At 39.4% G+C, this 21,364-nt stretch carries 20 protein-coding genes and 1 tRNA gene; 7 read left to right on the top strand and 14 right to left on the bottom strand.

The annotated features are described in order from the left end of the window. Window positions 1-18 precede the first annotated feature (18 nt). Both JKG61_RS12875 and galE read left to right on the top strand, forming a co-directional pair. A complete protein-coding gene (locus JKG61_RS12875; RefSeq protein ID WP_317192408.1) occupies window positions 19-981 on the top strand; it encodes a UDP-glucuronic acid decarboxylase family protein in 963 nt (320 codons plus the stop codon). Beyond that, window positions 978-2,006, top strand: coding sequence for a UDP-glucose 4-epimerase GalE (galE, locus tag JKG61_RS12870; protein ID WP_202103388.1), 1,029 nt, complete (start codon window positions 978-980; stop codon window positions 2,004-2,006). The genes JKG61_RS12875 and galE overlap by 4 nt, the downstream gene beginning before the upstream one ends. A gap of 55 nt (window positions 2,007-2,061) precedes the next feature. On the opposite strand, the gene JKG61_RS12865 is transcribed toward galE, so the two are convergent. From JKG61_RS12865 to JKG61_RS12855, 3 genes are all read right to left on the bottom strand, one after another. Beyond that, the gene (locus JKG61_RS12865) at window positions 2,062-2,493 is read right to left on the bottom strand and encodes a DUF983 domain-containing protein (protein WP_202103387.1); all 432 of its coding nucleotides are present in this window, start codon (window positions 2,491-2,493) and stop codon (window positions 2,062-2,064) included. Beyond that, entirely contained in the window at window positions 2,483-3,349 is an 867-nt protein-coding gene (locus JKG61_RS12860; protein WP_202103386.1) for a helix-turn-helix domain-containing protein, read from the bottom strand. Before JKG61_RS12860 ends, JKG61_RS12865 begins: the two co-directional genes overlap by 11 nt. A 90-nt stretch (window positions 3,350-3,439) precedes the next feature. Continuing rightward, window positions 3,440-5,188 carry a hypothetical protein gene (locus JKG61_RS12855; protein WP_202103385.1) on the bottom strand — a complete coding sequence of 583 codons (1,749 nt, stop codon included), beginning with the start codon at window positions 5,186-5,188 and terminating at the stop codon, window positions 3,440-3,442. Window positions 5,189-5,369: 181 nt separating this feature from the next. Between JKG61_RS12855 and JKG61_RS12850 the strand changes: the two genes are divergently transcribed. Both JKG61_RS12850 and mfd read left to right on the top strand, forming a co-directional pair. Further along, window positions 5,370-5,921, top strand: a complete 552-nt coding sequence (locus JKG61_RS12850; RefSeq protein WP_202103384.1) for a hypothetical protein — start codon at window positions 5,370-5,372, stop codon at window positions 5,919-5,921. A gap of 41 nt (window positions 5,922-5,962) precedes the next feature. Further along, window positions 5,963-9,298: a transcription-repair coupling factor gene (mfd, locus tag JKG61_RS12845; RefSeq protein WP_202103383.1), complete on the top strand. Its 3,336-nt coding sequence runs from the start codon at window positions 5,963-5,965 to the stop codon at window positions 9,296-9,298. Here mfd and JKG61_RS12840 read toward each other — a convergent pair. From JKG61_RS12840 to JKG61_RS12810, 7 genes are all read right to left on the bottom strand, one after another. Continuing rightward, on the bottom strand, window positions 9,265-9,651 hold the full coding sequence (locus JKG61_RS12840; RefSeq protein ID WP_202103382.1) for a hypothetical protein: 387 nt from the start codon (window positions 9,649-9,651) through the stop codon (window positions 9,265-9,267). The two genes, mfd and JKG61_RS12840, sit on opposite strands and share 34 nt — an antisense overlap. Window positions 9,652-9,728: 77 nt before the next feature. Further along, window positions 9,729-9,884, bottom strand: coding sequence for a hypothetical protein (locus JKG61_RS12835; RefSeq protein WP_021071094.1), 156 nt, complete (start codon window positions 9,882-9,884; stop codon window positions 9,729-9,731). A gap of 17 nt (window positions 9,885-9,901) precedes the next feature. Then, entirely contained in the window at window positions 9,902-10,012 is a 111-nt protein-coding gene (locus tag JKG61_RS23320) for a hypothetical protein (protein WP_394371088.1), read from the bottom strand. A 252-nt stretch (window positions 10,013-10,264) separates the two neighbouring features. After that, window positions 10,265-11,392, bottom strand: a complete 1,128-nt coding sequence (locus tag JKG61_RS12825) for a TlpA disulfide reductase family protein (RefSeq protein WP_237249470.1) — start codon at window positions 11,390-11,392, stop codon at window positions 10,265-10,267. A 37-nt stretch (window positions 11,393-11,429) separates the two neighbouring features. Further along, on the bottom strand, window positions 11,430-12,260 hold the full coding sequence (locus JKG61_RS12820) for a TPM domain-containing protein (RefSeq protein WP_202103380.1): 831 nt from the start codon (window positions 12,258-12,260) through the stop codon (window positions 11,430-11,432). Between the two features lie 124 nt (window positions 12,261-12,384). Further along, window positions 12,385-12,819 (bottom strand): TPM domain-containing protein, encoded by a 435-nt coding sequence (locus JKG61_RS12815; protein ID WP_202103379.1) that lies wholly within the window; start codon window positions 12,817-12,819, stop codon window positions 12,385-12,387. 94 nt (window positions 12,820-12,913) lie between these two features. Beyond that, window positions 12,914-13,492: a LemA family protein gene (locus JKG61_RS12810; RefSeq protein ID WP_021071088.1), complete on the bottom strand. Its 579-nt coding sequence runs from the start codon at window positions 13,490-13,492 to the stop codon at window positions 12,914-12,916. Window positions 13,493-13,636: 144 nt separating this feature from the next. Between JKG61_RS12810 and JKG61_RS12805 the strand changes: the two genes are divergently transcribed. Together JKG61_RS12805 and JKG61_RS12800 are read left to right on the top strand one after the other, a co-directional pair. Further along, a complete protein-coding gene (locus JKG61_RS12805) occupies window positions 13,637-15,184 on the top strand; it encodes an NAD(P)/FAD-dependent oxidoreductase (RefSeq protein WP_202103378.1) in 1,548 nt (515 codons plus the stop codon). A gap of 61 nt (window positions 15,185-15,245) precedes the next feature. After that, a tRNA-Gly gene (locus JKG61_RS12800) sits at window positions 15,246-15,318 on the top strand. Window positions 15,319-15,442: 124 nt separating this feature from the next. Here the strand turns inward: JKG61_RS12800 and JKG61_RS12795 are convergent. The 4 genes from JKG61_RS12795 to sufB all read right to left on the bottom strand — a co-directional run bounded on the left by JKG61_RS12795 (window position 15,443) and on the right by sufB (window position 20,447). Beyond that, complete coding sequence (locus tag JKG61_RS12795) at window positions 15,443-16,051, bottom strand: fibronectin type III domain-containing protein (RefSeq protein WP_202103377.1); 609 nt, start codon at window positions 16,049-16,051, stop codon at window positions 15,443-15,445. A gap of 690 nt (window positions 16,052-16,741) precedes the next feature. Continuing rightward, entirely contained in the window at window positions 16,742-18,049 is a 1,308-nt protein-coding gene (gene sufD, locus JKG61_RS12790) for a Fe-S cluster assembly protein SufD (RefSeq protein ID WP_202103376.1), read from the bottom strand. A gap of 107 nt (window positions 18,050-18,156) precedes the next feature. Then, a complete protein-coding gene (sufC, locus tag JKG61_RS12785) occupies window positions 18,157-18,909 on the bottom strand; it encodes a Fe-S cluster assembly ATPase SufC (protein WP_202103375.1) in 753 nt (250 codons plus the stop codon). Between the two features lie 86 nt (window positions 18,910-18,995). After that, window positions 18,996-20,447 carry a Fe-S cluster assembly protein SufB gene (sufB, locus tag JKG61_RS12780; RefSeq protein ID WP_021071084.1) on the bottom strand — a complete coding sequence of 484 codons (1,452 nt, stop codon included), beginning with the start codon at window positions 20,445-20,447 and terminating at the stop codon, window positions 18,996-18,998. A gap of 444 nt (window positions 20,448-20,891) precedes the next feature. Here sufB and JKG61_RS12775 point away from each other — a divergent pair, with 444 nt between their 5' ends. Further along, window positions 20,892-21,362, top strand: a complete 471-nt coding sequence (locus JKG61_RS12775; RefSeq protein ID WP_021071083.1) for an Lrp/AsnC family transcriptional regulator — start codon at window positions 20,892-20,894, stop codon at window positions 21,360-21,362. The last annotated feature ends 2 nt before the right edge of the window (window positions 21,363-21,364 follow it).

Raw genomic sequence — 21,364 nt, 5'->3', positions numbered from 1 at the left:
AACAACGTGCAGGTGAACGTGCGAAAAAGAATACTGATAACAGGGGCAGCTGGTTTTTTGGGGTCCCATCTTTGTGACCGCTTTATACAAGAAGGATTCCATGTCATTGCCATGGACAATCTGATAACAGGCAGCCTTCATAACATAGAACATCTATTTGGTCTAGAAAACTTTGATTTCCTACACCATGATGTATCCAAGTTCGTCCATGTCCCTGGACCACTGGACTATATACTGCACTTTGCTTCACCTGCGAGTCCTATCGATTATTTACGTATACCGATACAGACCCTCAAGGTCGGATCCCTAGGTACACACAATCTCCTAGGGCTGGCAAAAGACAAGAAAGCGCGTATTCTTGTCGCTTCCACCTCAGAGGTATATGGAGACCCGTTGGTATCTCCTCAATCCGAACAATATTGGGGTAATGTCAACCCTGTAGGCCCTCGCGGTGTCTATGATGAAGCCAAGAGGTTCCAAGAAGCCATTACGATGGCTTATCACAACTTCCACGGACTAGACACCCGTATTGTACGCATATTTAACACATATGGCCCCCGCATGCGCCCCAATGATGGCCGGGCATTGCCCTCTTTTATTGGCCAGGCACTCCGAGGAGAAGATATTACCGTATTCGGAACTGGAGAACAGACCCGTTCGTTTTGTTACATATCGGATCAGGTTGAAGGAATTTATAGGCTTCTCTTCTCCCCCTACACCTATCCTGTGAACATAGGCAATCCAGAGGAGCTCACTATATTGAATCTGGCTCAGAAAATCATAAGCCTGACCAACAGTAGCTCTAAAATAAAACTTGAACCCCTTCCAGAAGACGATCCAAAACGCCGTCGACCAGACATTGATCTAGCAACCACGATCTTGGACTGGACTCCCAAAATAAGCCTTGAAGCAGGCCTCATCAAATCGATAAAATATTTTAAAGACCTTTACGCTATAGAAAACACAAATCAAAACATATGAACAAAATATTAGTAACAGGAGGTACGGGATATATAGGTTCTCACACCGTGGTCGAGCTTTTCAATGCCGGATATACTCCTGTAATTGTAGACAACCTCTCCAATTCGAACATCAAAATTCTAGATCAGATTGAACGTATTATTGGAGTACGTCCAGAGTTCCACCAGCTTGATCTTTGTGATGAAAATAAAACACGTGAATTCGTACGCAGCCAATCCGGAATAACTGGTGTTATACACTTTGCTGCATCCAAGGCCGTAGGAGAGTCTGTTGCAGATCCTCTAAAATACTATCACAACAATTTTTTCTCCTTACTCAATCTGCTAAATTCTTATAGAGATACACCCGTGAATTTTGTTTTCTCTTCGAGTTGTACGGTGTATGGTGAACCAGACACACTGCCGGTCACAGAAAGTGCACCTGTAAAAAAAGCAACTTCGCCCTATGGAAACACCAAACAGATAGCAGAAGAAATACTGTCGGAGACAGCACTCGCTTATAATAACTACAATATTATCGCCCTGCGTTATTTCAACCCAGTCGGCGCACATGATACCGCACTGATCGGCGAGCTGCCCAACGGAGTGCCACAGAATTTACTCCCATTCATCACCCAGACAGCAATTGGAAAACGTGAAAAATTAACCGTATTCGGCAATGACTACGATACCCCTGATGGGTCTTGCATACGTGACTATATCCATGTTGTAGATCTTGCCAAAGCACACGTAGCGGCAATCAACCTATTGGAAAAAGGAAATCCTAACGGCAGATACGATGTTTTCAATATTGGTACAGGAAATGGCTACTCCGTAATAGAAGCAATTTCGGCCTTTGAAAAAGCTGCTGGACAAAAGTTAAACTATACATTTGGTCCACGAAGAGAAGGTGATATCATAAAAGTTTGGGGCGATGTAACCAAATCCTCTAAAGAACTCAACTGGACCGCCCAATTAGGTATAGACGAGATGATGGCTTCTGCATGGGCTTGGGAGAAATATCTAAAAGACAACCCTATTCTATAAAAATACGGTCCTCTTTTATACCTAATAAAGGAGGACCGCATTTTATCCATATAATCTATTCCGGTTTCTCCCGTAAAAAAAACTCTTCCCTAAATCTAAATTGGGGTGTCAACCAGTACATCAGGACTACTCTTGAATAACGATAGTTAAAAGGAGCCATAATAAAGGCTGCCAATATAGCCACCGTAAGGTACAGCCATGGAGATTCAAGATTATGTGTAAAAATATAGGTAGCAACGCAAGCTGTCACTAGCTCAGCAACCACAAAAGCATAACTCACATACATCGCTACGTAAAAATAGCCAGGCTCCTTTTCAAACTTCAAGCCACAATGTGGACAGTGACTCTTCATCTTACGCGATTTGAAACTAAACAAAGGTGCGTTAAACATATCTCCCTTTCTACAACGTGGGCACTTCCCATCTATCGCACTTTTAAATTCACCAGGCAAAGTATATTGTTTTGTTATTTCTTTATTATTTTCCATAATTATAATTTTTCTTTCTAAACTCTTCAGGAGTCATTCCTTCAATTTTTTTAAAGAACTTCGTAAAATAAGAATTATCATTGAAGTTCAATTCATAAGCAATCTCAGCTATTGAAAAATCTCGTATAACAAGCAGCCGTTTTGCCTCCAAAATCACCCGATCCCGTATAACCTCTCCTGCCGACATCCCCAGCAACTCTTTACACAGTGCATTTAAATGATTAGGTGTAATATACAACAAAGAAGCATAATCCTTAGGCAACCTTAGTTTTCTATAATTCAATTCGATAAGCTGCAAGAAGTTTCTCAACAGCGTATGATTATATCGATTCGCTTCAAAAGTCGTATTACGTTCTCTTCCTGCCTCCAACAGATGAAACAAATACAGCAGCGACGTGGAGATAAGCCCTTTATCATTCTGATGATGACGCATTTTCTCCAACACATCCTCCACTATTTTCTGCTTATCTACATCGACAACAAAAACCTCGTCTTTTACTACTCCCGAAAAAAAAGAGAAATGGGATAAGTAATCTGGATTTATCAGCAACGTCTTAAAAAGATCCTTATTGAAATTAACGACAAACCCCTCCATATTTCCTTCAAAACTCCAGGTATGAATTTGACCGGGAGACATAAAATAAATTTGCCAGGACTCAATATTAAAAGCTTCAAAATCGATAGTATGTTGGCCACTACCCGCAGTAAACAGCAGAAAATGGTAAAAATTGTGTCGGTGCGGAAAAACCAGATTTTCATTACGCACCAAATAGTCGCTCAATTTTTCGACTGTGACATCATTATTCACGCCACTTGACACCGTGCATTGCTCAATTATAGGTACTCGACCAACCATATACAAAAATACACTAATAACACCATTATTAATGGTGTAATCAACCTATTAAATGGTACTTTTCAATTATATAGCATATTCACGAGAAAACTATTGATATATAGCCTGTTCAAATTCTCTAAAACGATCCCCCATTTTTTTCTTTAGCCGTTGTCTACTCTTTTTGACAGATTCTGTCGAAATCCCTAATAGATTCGATATTTCTACTACAGAGAGCCCCAACTTAGTTAAAATGATATAACGCATATTAGAATCTGTTAATTCAGGAAAATCGCGTTTCAAATTCAGGTAAAACATAGGATAATGAGCATCGAAAGATCTTCTGAAACTTGCCCAGTTTTCCTCTGTCAAAAGGTGAGAATCTAAGATTTCTTGCAATAACCCTTTCTCTCTCTCTAAATAATGAGATTCAGAATCATTAATCCTATGAATAGTTCGTTGGAGATTATCAATCTGTCTATTCTTTTCTGCAAGATATTCTTTGTATGACTCCAATGTTTCATTGGCCATTGAAAGCTTCTTATCTACCGATATTTTTTTCAACTGTAACTCGACCACCGTTTTTTCATACTTTAATTCCCGAGCTTTCGACAAGCGTTTGAAATAAGAAAGAACGATAAATAAACCCAAGGCTACCATTACCACAAGAGTACTCAGTATCACCCTTCTATATCGTTCTACTTGATAACCAGACTCTGCTTCGAGAAGTGCTTTCTCTTTCTTCTCCTTATCAACCTGCCACTTATTTTGTAACAAAGTCCTCTCTCCATCCAAATCTGTCACAAGCCCTTCTAAAAGCTCTAGTTTACGGCGTATCAAAAGCTCCTGTCCCTCATCCTTTTTTCTTAATGCAATATCAAGCTTTAAGCGGTTGATCCTGAGTACATCAGTCTTCAAATAAATCTTTGAATTGGCATATAGCTCTGCCCTTCTCAACATCTCAGAGGCAGCAGTAACACTATCCATTTTTAAAAGAATTTTTGCTTTTAAGACCTGTGCATACATTGTATTCTGAACACTATTAGCCGCCTCTGAGTATCGTAGATCCCGATTAACTAGAGCCAATGCCTGTTCATAGTTTCCCCTTCCCAAGTGCACCAAAGCGATATTGCCCAATACTTTGCCATATCGTACATAATCTTTAGCTTTTAAAGCCAGTGATTCTGCCTCTAAAAAGTAGTTAAGTGCAATAGTTGTATCTCGATTATACAGATGATATTGCCCCAAATTATCCAACAACGCACCCCGCTCTCTCGGAGCCAATATTGTTGCGTAACGATCTCCTTTTCCCAGATAATAAATAGCGTCTTCATAATTTCCTAGGTTACCGAAAAAGAAACCTAATTTCCTGAAGGTATCCTCTGGCAAGATAACATAGTCCTCTCCCAAAGTATCAATCAAAAAAGTTGCCTCCATAAACAGGGGCAATGCTCTTTCAGTCTGCCTAAAGGTATAAAAGTAGTAGGCATAGTTGACCAAACTCCAAATCTTCATTACCCGCAAATCCTCCCTATTGGCAAGTTCAAGAGCATGCTGATAATAAGATTCACTACGAGGATTTAATCGATCATATTGTTTTGCAGAAATATTCCCTAAAATTCCATAATAGGCAACCAAACCTGAAGAGTCACCTTGTTTAGATTTAATTACAGACTTAATAAACTGTTCGGTTTCTAAGGTATCAAGTCGCAGCCCCTGTGTCCTCAGCAACAGTGAGCGCACCAATGCTTCACTATAATCGGCCTCCTTTCTTTTGTCATAGGATCCATTACAGGAAAAAAGCACTACTGTGACTACAAAAAACAGAAATAGATTCGGTAGGAATATGTTATGTCGCATCCATCTTTATTTTCAGCACCATTCTACAAATAGTTTAGAATATTATATCATTCAAACATAGATAAAAACCCTGGAATTCAAGAATAGCTTAAGAAAAAATTCAGCTAAATAACTCAAATATCTTCCCCATCCTTTCTCCATCAAATGAGTTAAATCCAATTACAATACGTAAATTTACAGCATGTCCCTACATAAAGACCTTGAGCTCAGATCTGCAGTACTTTGCCTTTCTCAAAAAGAAAAAGACAAACTCTTAATACGTCTAATCAATAAAGACAAAATGTTACTAAAACAGCTGCATTACCAGTTATTAGAGAATGAATATGATCTTGAAAATAGAATTGAATACTTAAAAGAAAAATTAAAAGGCCTATTTCACGATACTGCAAGACAAGTCTCAAACAGCGCCTCTTTTTCCAACTACAAATCACTCAACAATATTCTAAGACAAGCAAGCGGATTAATCAACGAGCACGAAAAAGTCACAAAAGACAAATTCAGCACAGCAGAATGTCGATTGTTTATACTTGTTTACCCCTATCAGCAATATCCTGTATTGTACCAGAAAAGTCACCTCCAAGCAGCAACAAAGTTACATAAATATATAATTACCCGGATTAAAACAACATATAACAACATAATGGCTTTACATGAAGATCTTCAGTTTGATCTTCAGGAAAACACTTCCATTTTAGAAGAAATAAAAGAAAGTCTAGATAACACCACAACTTAAACCTGTCAAAAATTCTTAATTTTACAAAAACTATTATTCAAGTGGGCATTCAAGAAATTTTATCACAATACGCAAAAACAGAACAGCTAACTACATTTGTACAATCTATTCAGCAAAAAAATCCCAAAATACACCTAAAAGGATTAATTGGATCGGCAGATGCAATGATAGCCACTGCTGCATATAGAGAAGAAGAAAGACCTTATATCTTTATCTTACCTACCCATGAAGATGCGTCTTATTTCTTGAGTGATTTAGAAAGTCTATTCGACAGACAGATCCTATTCTTCCCCACGTCTTACAGAAAAGCATTTGAATTTACCCAACTTGATAGTGCCCATGTTCTACAACGCGCTGAAACATTGAGCTCGCTAAATCGTGATACAGGGCTTCCAAAGATTGTCGTGACATACCCAGAGGCAATTGCTGAAAAAGTTATAAACCGCTCTGATCTAGAGAAAAATACACTTCCGATTACTCAAAACACAAAATTGGGCATAGATTTCATTAATGAGTTTCTATATGAGTATGATTTTGAACGCGTAGACTTTGTTTATGAACCAGGACAATTTGCAATAAGAGGGGGTATAGTGGATATCTTTTCCTTCTCCAATGATCTTCCTTATCGGGTCGAATTTTTTGGGGATGAAATAGAAAGTATTCGAACCTTTGACATCGAAACACAGTTGTCGGTCAACAACATACATACGGTGACAATTGTGCCCAATGTTCAAGCAAAATTCTTAGCCAACAATCACATATCGCTACTGGAATACATAGATCAACAAGCAATAATATGGATAAAGGATGTTCAGTTCACACTAGACATCATATCCAACGGCTATAAAAAGGCTTCTCAATTCTGGAAGGCACTCTCGGAAGCAGAAATTAAGAATAACGCCGAATGGGTAGATCCCCGATTTACGTTCACCGATGACAAAAATTTCAGTGCTTTATTATTTGAATTTCCCAATGTAGAATTTGGAAAACAGTTCTTTTTTAAAGCGGATCACATCATACAATTTGATACCCATCCACAACCCTCCTTTAACAAGGATTTCAATCTTTTGATACATAACTTTAAAGAGAACGAGACAAAGCGAATAAATAATCTCATATTCTCCGATTCTACCAAACAGATCGAGCGTATCTACGCCATCTTAGAAGATTTAGACAAAACTATTTCCTTTACTCCGATCTACAAAGCTCTTCGTGAGGGATTCCGTGATGATCAGATCCAATTAGCCTGCTATACCGATCACCAGATTTTTGATCGCTATTATAAATATAAGCGAAAAAAAGGATATGAACGGTCTCAGGCTATTACCCTAAAAGAACTGAGAGACTTAAAACCAGGAGACTACATAACTCACATCGACCACGGCGTAGGGAAATATGCAGGCCTTGAGAAAGTAGATGTAAATGGCAAATCCCAAGAAATGATACGCCTAGTCTATGCAGACAATGATTTGCTATATGTTAACATTAACTCCTTAAATCGGATCTCTAAATACTCAGGCAAAGAAGGTGCTATCCCAAAGATGAATAAACTAGGAACAGACACTTGGGATAAGCTTAAAAAAACAACGAAGAAAAAAGTTAAGGACATCGCTAGAGATCTCATCAAACTCTATGCGATTCGTAAGGCGCAGACTGGAAATGCATTCAGCCCAGACACCTACCTGCAGAAAGAGCTTGAAGCTTCCTTTATCTATGAAGACACCCCCGACCAAGAGAAGTCAACCGCAGATGTCAAACGGGACATGGAATCTCCTCACCCGATGGATCGGTTGGTGTGTGGGGATGTAGGGTTCGGTAAAACAGAAGTAGCTATTCGAGCTGCCTTTAAAGCTGTTGCAGACAGCAAACAGGTCGCCGTGTTGGTTCCTACAACCATCCTCGCTCTACAACATTATCGTACATTCTCTGAACGTCTGAAAGGACTTCCTGCCAACATAGATTACATCAACCGATTTAAAACAACGAAACAAATAAAAGAAACGTTAAAAAAACTGGAAGAAGGCAAAGTTGACATTATCATAGGTACACATCGACTTGTTAGTAAAGATGTAAAATTTAAGGATTTGGGACTTATGATTATTGACGAAGAGCAGAAATTTGGGGTATCTGTAAAAGAAAAGTTAAAAGTTATGCGAGCGAATGTCGATTCATTAACATTGACAGCTACCCCAATACCGCGCACATTACATTTTTCACTTATGGGCGCTCGAGATTTAAGCATTATCTCGACTCCGCCTCCGAACCGTCAGCCTGTACAAACGGAGTTGCACGTATTCAACGAGACCCTGATAAAAGAAGCCGTAGCCTATGAGTTAGAGCGTGGTGGACAGGTATTCTTTATACATAACCGGGTGGCGGATCTCAAACAATTAGGGGCTATGATTCAAAAACTAGTCCCTGGAGCCCAAGTTGGCGTTGCACACGGACAACTCGAAGGCGACGATCTAGAGGATGTAATGCTAAAATTTATCAATCATGATTTTGACGTATTGGTAGCAACGACCATCATCGAAGCAGGCTTGGACATCCCCAATGCCAACACAATTATCATCAACCACGCCCATATGTTTGGCCTGAGTGATCTGCACCAGATGAGAGGTCGTGTGGGACGATCCAATAAAAAAGCATTTTGTTACCTGCTCAGCCCTCCTCTTTCCACCCTGACACCAGAGGCTTACAAACGTCTATCCGCCATTGAAGAGTTTTCAGAGTTAGGATCAGGGTTCAACGTAGCCATGCGCGATCTCGATATACGAGGATCGGGTAATCTGTTGGGCGGTGAACAATCTGGCTTTATTGCAGAAATAGGATTCGAAATGTACAATAAGATTTTGGACGAAGCTGTACAAGAACTTAAAGAAGATGAATTTAGTGAGCTTTTCGAGGATGAACAAAATCGGAAATATGTGACATTTACGCAGATCGACACCGACCTGGAAGTAATGATACCGGACGAATATGTGACTAATATAAGCGAACGTTACAATCTATATAACGATATAGCCAAACTAGAAAATGAAACACAGCTAGGTACATTTATAAAAGCGCTAGAAGATAGATTCGGTCCTATTCCTCCTCCAGTATTCGAGCTATTTAATACGCTACGATTACAATGGCTTGGCAAAGAAATAGGTTTCGAAAAGATTTCATTTAAAAAGCAGACGCTCAAGGGGTATTTTGTCAACAATCCTAAATCCGCTTACTTTGAATCCAATCAGTTTGGTAAAGTATTGGCTTTTGTACAAAAGCACCCAAGCATCAGCAACTTAAAAGAAGTAAAGGGACAGTTAAGAATAGCACTGAGCAATATCAACACGATAGACTATGCGCTCAGTCTTTTAAGGGAAATGGTATAATCAATTAACCCTGAAACAATAACAGCTAATATACTTGCCATGATATCATTCCAGTCGAATCGAATATTGTCCAACCAGACATTTATGACTTCATGGAAAACGGAGTAGCCTACAATAAACAAAGAGGCTCTTAGTCCATTATATCCGATCAAAATACGTGTAATAAAAATATACAATATAAGAGACCCTAAAAAATTAGGCAACGAACTGAGTATCAACTGTACAACTTTCCAATCAGGATACTCCGCTCTAATATAAGGACGTATGAAATGTCTATTTAAAGCATAGAAAACCGTAAGTAATACAATGATATACGTATGTGGCCTTTTATAAAAATAAATATCAAACTTCATTCGTAAACACGCCTCTATTAATATTGAAAAAATAAAAGGGACTGGACCTCATAGAGATCCAGTCCTTTTATAGTATACTACCACCAACCTAAATCACATCCAGCATAATAAGCTGCTGCAATCGGTCCTCCGATAGCGAGGCCTACTGCGCGACCGAATAATTTAGCTCCTGCTTTTGATCCTGCATCACCACCGTTGCAGTTGATCATCTCTTGTTCGTTTAAATTTTCCATTTCAAGTCTCATTTAAATTATCTCCCTAAAAAACCGTCACGAAATTCTTTTGGATTCTCTATAGCACTTACTATGCCATAAAGCAACAATCCACCTAATACTGTTGGCCAAATACCACCATCAACCATTTTCATTTCTTGCGAATCCAACTCTTGGACATCAAGATCATCACCTCACACGAGATATAACTTACTCCCAGACTATAGCCTCCCTGTATTTCTAATAGTTCCTTTTCTGTTAAGCTTTCCATCCTATTTATTTTTTTATAATTATCATTTATTCCGTTGATCACTATTCTTCATCAAAATTATCTCCTCACAATGCAAAAAAAAGGCTGTCTCCTAATAATGGAGACAGCCCTTTCTTCAATTTAAGGAATATTATTTAAGCAGCTCTGCCAGTTTCGCTTCTAAAGCCTCCCCACGTAAATTGGATGCTACAATCTTCCCGTCCCTGTCCAACAGGTAGTTTTGAGGAATACCGTTAATAGCGTACAGCTCCACAACAGCTGATTTCCATCCCTTCAAGTCCGACACATGCTGCCATTGTCCCAGCTTATCTTCTTCGATGGCAGCTGTCCAAGCATCTTTCTTTCCCGGATTATCCAAGGACACTCCAAACACGGTAAAACCTTTATCTTTAAACTTATTATAAGCAGCTACCACAAATGGATTTTCATGGCGACAAGGCCCACACCATGAAGCCCAAAAATCAACAAGTACATATTTCCCTTTCAAAGAAGAAAGTGCAATATCATTCCCTGCCGTATCAGGTAATATAAAATCAGGTGCAGGCATACCTACCGCCAATTTACGCATGGACTCGATTTTAGCACTCACGGCCTTGCCCTTTGTTGTTGCCTTCAGTGCTGGAGACAAAGCATTGAAATTTGTCTCTAACTCAAGTACATTTTCAGGACTTATTTTCTCATCCAAAAGTGTAAGTGTTACATAACTATTAGGGTTTGCTTTGATATATTCGTTATCTACGAGTTCTTGCTTCTTATAAATATCTTGTGCTCGCTCTTGCAAAGAAGCAATAAACGTCTCTTCTCCTTTTTGCTCGTCGGTCGCAGCATAAAACTCACTATTCAGCGCATCCATTGCTGTAGCTAAGTCCTTACCCGCTATTTGATATTTTGCAAATTCATCATTGATTGCATTCCCCGAGACTTTAGCCTCCTTCAACGAATTACCAACAACAGATATCACTCCTTTAGAAAGGTACAACGAGCCAAAATCCGGTGCCTGCAATTGCCGTAGTGCCTTGCCTTCTGGAGACAAGATTAGATAGGCCTGCAACGGTTCATTCACAACGCCGTTAAACTTAAATTCTCCATTTGAGAAGGAAGCCGAGTCAAGCTTCTCTTGTCCATTGTCTCTATATTGCATATACACCTTAGCTGGCGCATTAAAACTTCCTATTTTACCTTTGATCGTATATTGTTCCTGCGCAAAAATCATTGCGGGTAGCATAGCAATACTACACATTAACATTTTCTTCATCATATCTATATTTAATTAACTTTACTTACTCCATATTCTATTACCAACGGCCACTAGCGCCACCGCCACCAAAACCTCCGCCACCAAAACCTCCAAAACCACCGCCACTACCGCCGCCGAAGCCGCCACCAAAGCCTCCGTCTCGGTCTGAACCACCTCGGGAACCGCCACCTAATCCATTTAACAACATCCACCAGAAAAGATCAGAAGATCCTTTACCATCAATAACCCGTCGTCCTTTATTACGCCCCCCTCCTCCCTTAGAAATCAAGGAGATAATAATAAAAATAACGATAATTATAAACAGCCCCCCAATACGACTCCCCCCCGATTCGGACGAAGCCTTAGGCTCAGCTTTATATTCTCCTTTCGTATAAGAAATAATAGAACTAGTTGCTTCATTCAACCCTTGGTAGTAATCACCCGAACGAAATGCTGGCTTAATATCATTTTCAATGATTCGATAAGCAATGGCATCTGGTATCGCCCCTTCTATACCGTAACCTGTCTGAATGGTAACAGCACGATCACCTATAGCTGCAAGCAACATAACGCCATTGTTATATTTTTTGCTCCCTACCCCCCACTTTTGTGCCAAACGAACAGCATAGTCAGCAATATCGTATCCACCGGTAGAATTAACCAATACAACCGCTATCTGCGTAGAGGTACTGTCATCAAATGCTACGAGCTTACGTTCCAAAGCCTGTATTTCGGAAGAAGTCAGCGTATTGGTATAATCGGTGACCAATGTTTTTGATACCGACGGAAACTCCTGGCCTATAGCTACTGATGCATAAACAAAAGATAGTAGAAACAAAACCACCATATTTAAAATCAACGAATAGAAGATTTTTCTGGTATTTTTCATTGAAATCGCTTATTTGAATATATAACCTTCTCTAGAAAGAGATACTTTGAGCCTAGCACCACAGCAGTCACCACGCTATTTTCGAGACTATTTAAGATAGGAACACCCAATAGAATACGGAGGGTTAATTCCTTCCAAAATACACTTCGTTCGGCAGTTCATTGATATCATCCTTCTGTCTGGGAAAGAAAAGATGAAGTTGCTCGCCAGCCTGATGTATCCCTTCAACTAAGCCCGCAAAGAAATTTCCTGTTCTAAAATGAATCAGCATCTTTTCTTTTGTGGCTTCCCAGAAATCCTTGTCCACACGTGTGTTAATCCCAATATCACCAATAATAGCAAATTGGTGATCAACAACAGCTACATAGATCAGTACGCCATTGCGTAGTGCTGTTTTATGCATATCCAATTCTTGAAAATACTGTGAGGCCTTCTCAAGCACAGTAACATCACCTACCACATTCTCGACCACAATACGTATCTCCCCCGAAGTTTTATTTTCAGCTAGACTGACAGCATGCGCTATCCGCTCTTGTTCCTCTGTATTTAAAATAGACATGCGATGCCAGTTTAAAATCTATAAAAAAAAGATGAGTACTGGACACCAATACCCATCCTCCCCTATCTTAACAATAATTGTTTTTTATAAAACATTAGAAAGATACTGTAGGTGCTTTATCAGAACCTTCTGTAGCTTGAAATGTTCCTTTTGATTTAAAACCAAACATTCCAGCTACAATATTATTCGGAAAACTTCTCACCGTCGTATTATAATCCTGAACAGCTTCATTATATGCCCTCCGCTCGACAGAAATACGGTTTTCCGTTCCTTCTAATTGGGCTTGCAATTCTTGGAAACTCTGATTGGCTTTCAAATCAGGATAAGCCTCCACACTGACCAATAAGCGTCCGATAGATTGCGACAATGCGTCTTGTGTTTTTTGAAACTCTGCAATAGATTCTTCTGTCAGATTTTCAGGGTTCACGCTGACAGAGGTTGCCTTGGCCCTTGCTTCAACCACAGCAGTCAAAGTACCCTGTTCATGTTGTGCAGCACCTTTGACTGTCGAAACCAGATTTGGAATCAAATCAGCCCGTCTTTGGTAAGCATTCTCAACCTGTGCCCATTTCGCTTTAACATTTTCATCTTTAGAAACCATGGTATTATAACCGCATGAACTAAAAGAAAGCGCAGTAAACAACCCGATAATTGCAATTAATAATCTATTCATATGAATTATTTTAAATCTAGTTCCTTAAAAGTACAAATTAGTTTTCAAAAACAAAGCTAATGCCAACTTTTTGATATCGATATATGTCTGCTAAATTGTTACTTTTGTACTCGATTGTGGGATAAAAACCCAACTTAACACAGTATGCAGAAAGAGATTGAATTGGCAATAAGCCCCGACTTTATCAAGGACGAAAATTATATTATCCAGCAAGGATCCATTAAATTAAAAATCAGTCCCAATCGTATCAAGGGCATCCATATTCGTAAACGCTCTATTGATGCTCGGTCTAGAGCCGTTGTATACAGAATACGGGTTGTGTTTTTCATAGACGAATCTCCCATTCTGCACCAATTCACATCAAATCTCCAACAGGTAAAGGATGCCAAGCCTGTAATTATTATCGGTGCTGGGCCTGCTGGCTTGTTCGCTGCCTATCGTTGTTTGGAAATTGGCCTAAAGCCAATTGTCTTGGAAAGAGGTAAAACCGTAAGAGACCGTCGTAGGGATTTAGCCCGAATCAATCGGGACGGAGTAGTAAACCCAGAATCCAACTACTGCTTTGGAGAAGGAGGTGCCGGCACGTACTCGGATGGTAAATTGTATACCCGATCGGACAAAAGAGGAAACGTAGAAAAGGTACTTTCCATATTCGTAGAACATGGTGCAGATGCGGATATCTTAGTAGATGCCCGCCCTCATATCGGAACCAACAAGCTTCCCCATATTATTGAAGATATGCGTAACCGCATTTTAGAAATGGGAGGAGAAATCCATTTTGACAGCAGGGTCGACGACATCATAGTTCAATTTGATGAGGTCACTGCGGTAACAACAGCAGATGGCAAACGATTTGAAGCCAATCATATCCTATTGGCAACGGGGCATTCAGCAAGGGATATCTATGAATTGTTTCGGGAAAAGAATTGGCAACTTGAAGCCAAACCTTTTGCTCTAGGAGTACGGATAGAACACCCTCAATCCATTATTGACCAAGCTCAATATCACTGCAGTACGCGCCACGAGAATCTTCCTCCTGCCTATTATAGTCTTGTCGAACAGGTGAATGACAGAGGTGTTTTCTCTTTTTGTATGTGTCCTGGAGGAATTATAGCTCCCTGTTCAACCGAACCCGATGAAATCGTGGTTAACGGTTGGTCGCCCTCTAAAAGAAATAACATTACGGCCAATTCAGGAACAGTCATCCAGATCAACCTAGAAGATATTCCCAATGCCCTCAATAACCCATTCGCTCTTCTTGACTTCCAACGAAAAGTCGAACAGAAAGCCCACCAATTAGGAGGAGGCCAGCTTGTAGCTCCTGCGCAGCGTATGGTTGACTTTGTCGAAAACAGATTATCCCAAGACCTGCCTGTCAACTCCTACAAACCTGGCACCAAATCAGCAGATCTTAACGAGGTCCTCCCTAGCTTTGTCCACGAGGCTCTTCGTGGTGCGCTGCCTATATTCGGCAAAAAGATGAGAGGCTATTATACCAACGAAGCAATCTTGGTCGGAGTAGAATCAAGGACTTCGTCTCCGATAAGGATACCTCGGGATAAAGAAACGCTACAGCATCCCCAGATAAAAGGACTCTACCCTTGTGCTGAAGGCGCCGGCTACGCAGGAGGAATTGTCTCCGCGGCCATCGACGGAATAAACTGTGTAGATGCCCTATACAAATCTCTTTAAGTATTTTACTATTCCTCTTGACAAGCATCGTAAAATACCTTATTTTTGTATCACTAAACAAGCGAAAGTAGCTCAGTTGGTAGAGCACAACCTTGCCAAGGTTGGGGTCGCGAGTTCGAATCTCGTCTTTCGCTCATAATAAAAAAGCTCCGAAATTTCGGAGCTTTTTTATTATGAGCTATTTTTATAAATTATTTTTTCGTTGGTAGTATAATCTTTTCCTGTTCTATTTCTTTGGCAAATTGTATACCTAACAGGCTACACCACTAGTGCAGTAATAATATCACTGAAATTGGCTACGCCATCCCTCCCAAGGTAGGAAACCTTAAACTCATACATTTTTAACATTTCCAATCCTTCAAGCTCGATTCTAGAGCTGCCCCATAAGGTACTATTCCAATTTACGGTTCCTTTCTTACGATACATGTACTGATAGAGCCTCGCTGGTTTCCAAGGGTCAACTTTCACTTGAACCGCACACGTACCAATCCCTACATTTTTTACCCGCAAGCCCTGTGCCTGAGGTGTCCGACCTACAGACTGAGTGGTCGGTTGCGATGGGCGATAACCTGCTGCCAATATAATAGCTGGGTCTCCTTGCGCTACAGCATCTACATAATGGGATAGCCGATAAATCACTTCCTGTAACTCTTTTCCTTTCTGACCTTTAATAACAACCGCACGCATATCCCGGTGAACTGCCTCCGCGTAAGCATCGCGATATCCAATTAAAACGCCCTCGAATATAATTAAACTAGGTACAGGATTCGTAAACAGATTTTTACTCTCTGTCATCTTTTGAAAAATGTGTTCTGCGTAATTCAACAACTCTGCTGCAGTCTTACAATAGTAATTTGGTGTAATCATGATGAAAAATGTTTAACATATCAAAGATGCATCTGAAAAACACGAAAAAGGTTTGTTTTTAGGCCAATATTGGGGGGGGGCTCAAAATAATTTTGCCGAAAAACAAACCTTTATATCAAATATTAGCACCGCTGTACCGAAAAGTACCCTTTAACATAACAACATCCCTTTTATAGGTAATGACCTCTATCAATCTCTCCGACAGCAAACTCTTTAAAAAATAAAGCTTACTCCTTCCGAACTAGAGCTGGGTATGTATACATCAAAGAAAGCTTCAATACACAAACAGCTAATTCGCGACAATATACTGCTCGTACAGAGACAAAAAGGGATTGTTCTATACCTCTGACAACTTATTGTTATAAACCATACGCGAGCTCCGCTTATAAAATAGTAAACTCTTTTAGCTAACGAGCATCCTCTTTATATCAAGTGACTCATCCCAAATGATAGATAGGTGGCTCTATCAATCCCCGATCTCACCTTCCGTTCCTACTAACCAACTTCTCCAGAGCAGGAGTTCGCCAAAATTCTCGAAGAGCTTACTCTTAGTCTAAAAAATCAATCCTGTATCAAGTGTTCGTGTACCATTCAATCTTCCAATAACACAAAATATCTCCAAAGAATAACATACAAAAAAGCGTCTAAGAAAAATCCTAGACGCTTTCATATAAACTACACTACTATTAATTACTTTCTCTCAAGCCCTTTAGAGACCAAATTTTCAACATATTCTCTTACGACCTCATTAGAGAATCTGGAAGTCACGTCAAATGCAAATGCATGGACTAGTAATGTTCGTGCCGATTCTTCTCCAATTCCTCTCGCTCGCAGATAAAAAAGTGCCTCCTCATCAAACTGTCCCATAGTACAACCATGTGAACATTTGACATCGTCCGCAAATATTTCCAATTGTGGCTTTGTGTTTACGGTCGACTTATCACCAATCAACATATTGTTATTCTGTTGGAAAGCATTTGTTTTCTGCGCATCCTCGCGAACAAATATCTTACCATTAAAAACGGCTGTAGACTCGTCCTGTGGAATATTCTTATACCACTCGTAAGACTCACAATGAGGCTTCATATGATCTACAATTGTATGGTTATCCACAAGCTGCTTGTCAGCTAATAGATTAATACCATACAAATGGGACTCTACATTCTCTGCATCTAGACGCACATTAATATCATTGCGCACAAAAGATACCCCAGGGAAGTTACAGTTATAGTTATTGTAAAGACTATACTTTGCCTGATAAACTTCAGTATGGTTGATATAATGTCCAACCTCAGATGCTAGCTGCAAGTAATAGTGTTGAACTTTTGCATTTTCATCTAACACAATCTCCGTTACCTTATTCTGTAAGTTCTTTGCAGAATTTTCCAAGGTAATAAAAGACTCAATAATCTCTACTTCGGCATTTGCTTCGATGACATACAAATTTCTAGTCTGTGCAAAAAAATCGCTACTACCTGTAGCTACGTGAACTATCTGAATAGGTTTGGAAACAATCTTATTCTTACCTACAGCTAGATAGAGTCCGGAAGTATGTAAGGCTGTATTCAATGCTACTACAGCACTTCCTGTTTTATCTGCATGTTGAGCAAAGTGCTTTTGAAAAGCTTGTTCTGACACCGCTTCCTCAATTGGTTTTACCGTAACACCGACCTCATCTTCCAACGAAGAAAAAGCAAGTACATATTGCCCATTAATCAATACAATACGATGCGCATCTAATCCAGGAATATCCGCCTGGCTAAAATCCAAATCCGACACATCCACATCTTCGTTCAATAAATAAGTTTTATTAACTAGACTATGGATGTTTGTATATTTCCAATCCTCATTTTTCACCGTAGGGAATCCCTGCTGCTCGAATTGAGCAAAGGCACCCTTTCGTATCTCTTTTAACGATGAAGGTTCATTAGTCGATTCCAACTCTTGAAAAGTAGAAGCCAACTGTTCGAATAAAGAATTTGCTACTATAGTACTCATGTTATTATTTTTCAACCCGCCCGACACCAAATCCTTCAAAGCGAATCTATTTTTTGTAAATGGCCCCGAACAATATTCAAAGCCCTCTCTATATCTTCCGACTAGCCTTATTGAGCTTCTAACTCTTTAAGCCAATCGTAACCTTTCTCCTCGAGCTCTAATGCCAGCTCCTTTGTTCCTGTTTTCACGATACGTCCATCATAGAGTACATGTACAAAATCCGGCACGATATAATCCAATAAGCGCTGGTAGTGTGTAATTACGACAAATGCATTGTCTTTTGAGCGAAGCTGATTCACTCCATTCGCGACAATACGCAACGCATCAATATCCAAACCTGAATCTGTCTCATCTAAAATTGACAATTTCGGATTTAACATGGCTAGTTGAAAAATCTCATTACGTTTCTTCTCACCGCCAGAAAATCCCTCATTCAAAGAACGGTTCGCTAAATTAGCTGAGAATTCAACTAATTGTTGCTTTTCCTTTACCGTTTTCAAGAATTCTTTGGCTTCCATCGGAGGCAATCCTTTATACTCACGAATATCATTAACCGCTGTTTTCAGGAAGTTGATATTAGATACACCAGGGATCTCCACCGGATACTGAAAAGCTAAAAACAACCCTTCTCGAGCTCTATCTTCTGGAGACAGATCTAATAGATCGATCCCATCTAACATAGCTACTCCCTCTGTTACTTCATAAGAATCTCTACCTGCAAGCACATTTCCCAAAGTACTTTTACCCGCGCCGTTAGGCCCCATAATAGCATGTACTTCTCCTGGTTTAACTTCTAAGTTTAATCCTTTTAATATTTGTTTGTCTTCTATAGACGCATGTAAATTTTTAATGCTTAACATTATCTTTGTATTGAGTATTGAGTATGGAGTAATTAGATCTCTTCCTCAATTTTTATTTTTAAACTTAATCTAATATAACAGCTTGATTAGCCTACTGAACCTTCTAAAGAAATAGCAATCAATTTTTGTGCTTCAACTGCAAATTCCATAGGTAGTTGATTCAACACTTCCTTTGCGTAACCATTAACAATCAATCCTACTGCTTTTTCGGAATCAATACCGCGTTGATTTAGATAAAACACTTGATCTTCACCAATCTTAGAGGTAGTTGCCTCATGTTCTAATTTCGCGGTTTTACTTTTGTTTTCGATATAAGGGAAAGTATGTGCCCCACAACGGTCGCCAATCAACAGCGAGTCACACTGCGTAAAGTTACGTGAGTTGTCAGCATTCGGACCTATCTTAACCAAGCCCCGGTAGCTGTTATGACTTCTGCCTGCCGAAATTCCCTTAGAAATAATTTTTGATCTCGTATTCTTTCCCAAATGAACCATTTTGGTCCCCGTATCAGCGACTTGGAAATTCTTGGTCATAGCGACAGAGTAAAACTCACCTACCGAGTTATCTCCTTTAAGTATAACTCCTGGATATTTCCAAGTGATCGCAGAACCAGTCTCTACTTGTGTCCAAGAAATTTTTGAATTATCCCCTTTACAGATTCCTCGTTTGGTTACAAAGTTAAAAATCCCACCTTTTCCTTCTTTATCTCCAGGGTACCAGTTCTGTACTGTTGAATATTTAATCTCGGCATCTTTCATTGCAATTAATTCAACTACTGCAGCATGGAGTTGGTTCTCATCCCGCATAGGAGCCGTGCATCCTTCTAAATAAGACACATAAGACCCTTCATCTGCAACGATCAACGTACGTTCAAATTGCCCTGTATTCTGTGCATTTATACGGAAATAAGTAGAAAGCTCCATAGGACAATGTACCCCCTTAGGAATATACACAAAGGAACCGTCGGAAAATACAGCGGAGTTCAATGCCGCATAGATATTATCAGTTTGCGGAACCACTGTACCCAAGTACTGCTTCACAAGCTCAGGATACTCTTGAACTGCCTCTCCGAACGAACAGAATATGACACCTTTCTCCTTCAACTTTTCACGAAAAGTTGTCTTTACGGATACGGAGTCAAAAACAGCATCTACAGCTACAACTCCAGCCAGAACTTTCTGTTCATCAAGAGGGATACCCAATTTTGCAAATGTTTCTAACAATTCAGGATCCACTTCGTCCATGCTCTCCAACAACTTCTTAGGCTTTGGTGCGGCCCAATAAGAAAGATCTTGAAAATCAACCTCAGGATTTTCAAAATTCTGCCACGTTGGCATTTTCATATTTAAGAAATGTTGAAATGCTTTTAACCTCCATTCCAACAACCACTCGGGCTCATTTTTTTTTGAAGATATCAGGCGAATAGTGTCTTCATTCAACCCCTTTGGAGCAATGTCCATTTCAATATCGGTGGTAAAACCGTATTTATACTCCTCCTGCTCCAGCTCTTTCAGTAATTCGTCTTCTTTGGTACTCATAGTAATCTTTCCCTTTTATGGATTAGGTGACCCCTATTCTATTATAGGACTACAAAGCTACGACTTAAATAGCAATTTAGAAGTATGTTTTAGCGCTACAAACCCCATAAATTCCAATTTTGTGACAAACATCACCTTTTTTTGTGCGTAACACCCTTTTTCTTATCTTTTTTGACAGAAAAATGATTCCTTAGCACACCTCCGACAGCGTAGAAAAATCAGACACACACAATTGTTTCTAGCAAAAATAGACTGCTTCAATTAAAAATAATTTCTATTTTTATACAACATAATTCATGTAAATAACCAGTGTTGACAAAGACTATCAGATCTTTGAACATATAGAACACTGTTATAGCAGAATTGTACGTGTTATTTTTGCCTAGTGCATTCGTGAATGCAAACCATTTTATTTAAGTTTACAAATTGAAGTAAAATAGCCTTATGTCTTATCAACCGGATAAATTAGATTTAAAAATACTACGGCTGCTGCAAGAAAACGGAAGAATTACAAATCTTCAGCTTGCAACTAATATTGGCTTGTCTCCCGCTCCTACTTTAGAACGGGTTCGAAAACTGGAGAATTCCGGATTTATTAAAAGCTATCATGCTTTTGTTGACGAGGAAAAACTGGGCCTAGGTATAAAATCATTCATTCAAATCTCCCTAGATTTTCACACGCATAATGCAATTCCTGAATTTGTAGAGGCAGTTAAAGCCATACCAGAGGTGACAGAATGCCACCACGTCACAGGAAATTGTGATTTTATACTAAAAGTCTACGTTAAAGACATTAAAGCCTACGAAGGTGTGATTATGGAAAAGATCGCTAAAATTCCATTTGTCAAAACTTTCCAGACAATGATGATTATGTCAACCTCAAAAAAAGAGCCTATCGTACCACTAGAATACTAAAT

The sequence above is a fragment of the Sphingobacterium faecale genome (genome assembly GCF_016746095.1).
Lineage (GTDB): Bacteria > Bacteroidota > Bacteroidia > Sphingobacteriales > Sphingobacteriaceae > Sphingobacterium > Sphingobacterium faecale.
This window is presented reverse-complemented; position numbering and strand designations above follow the sequence as displayed.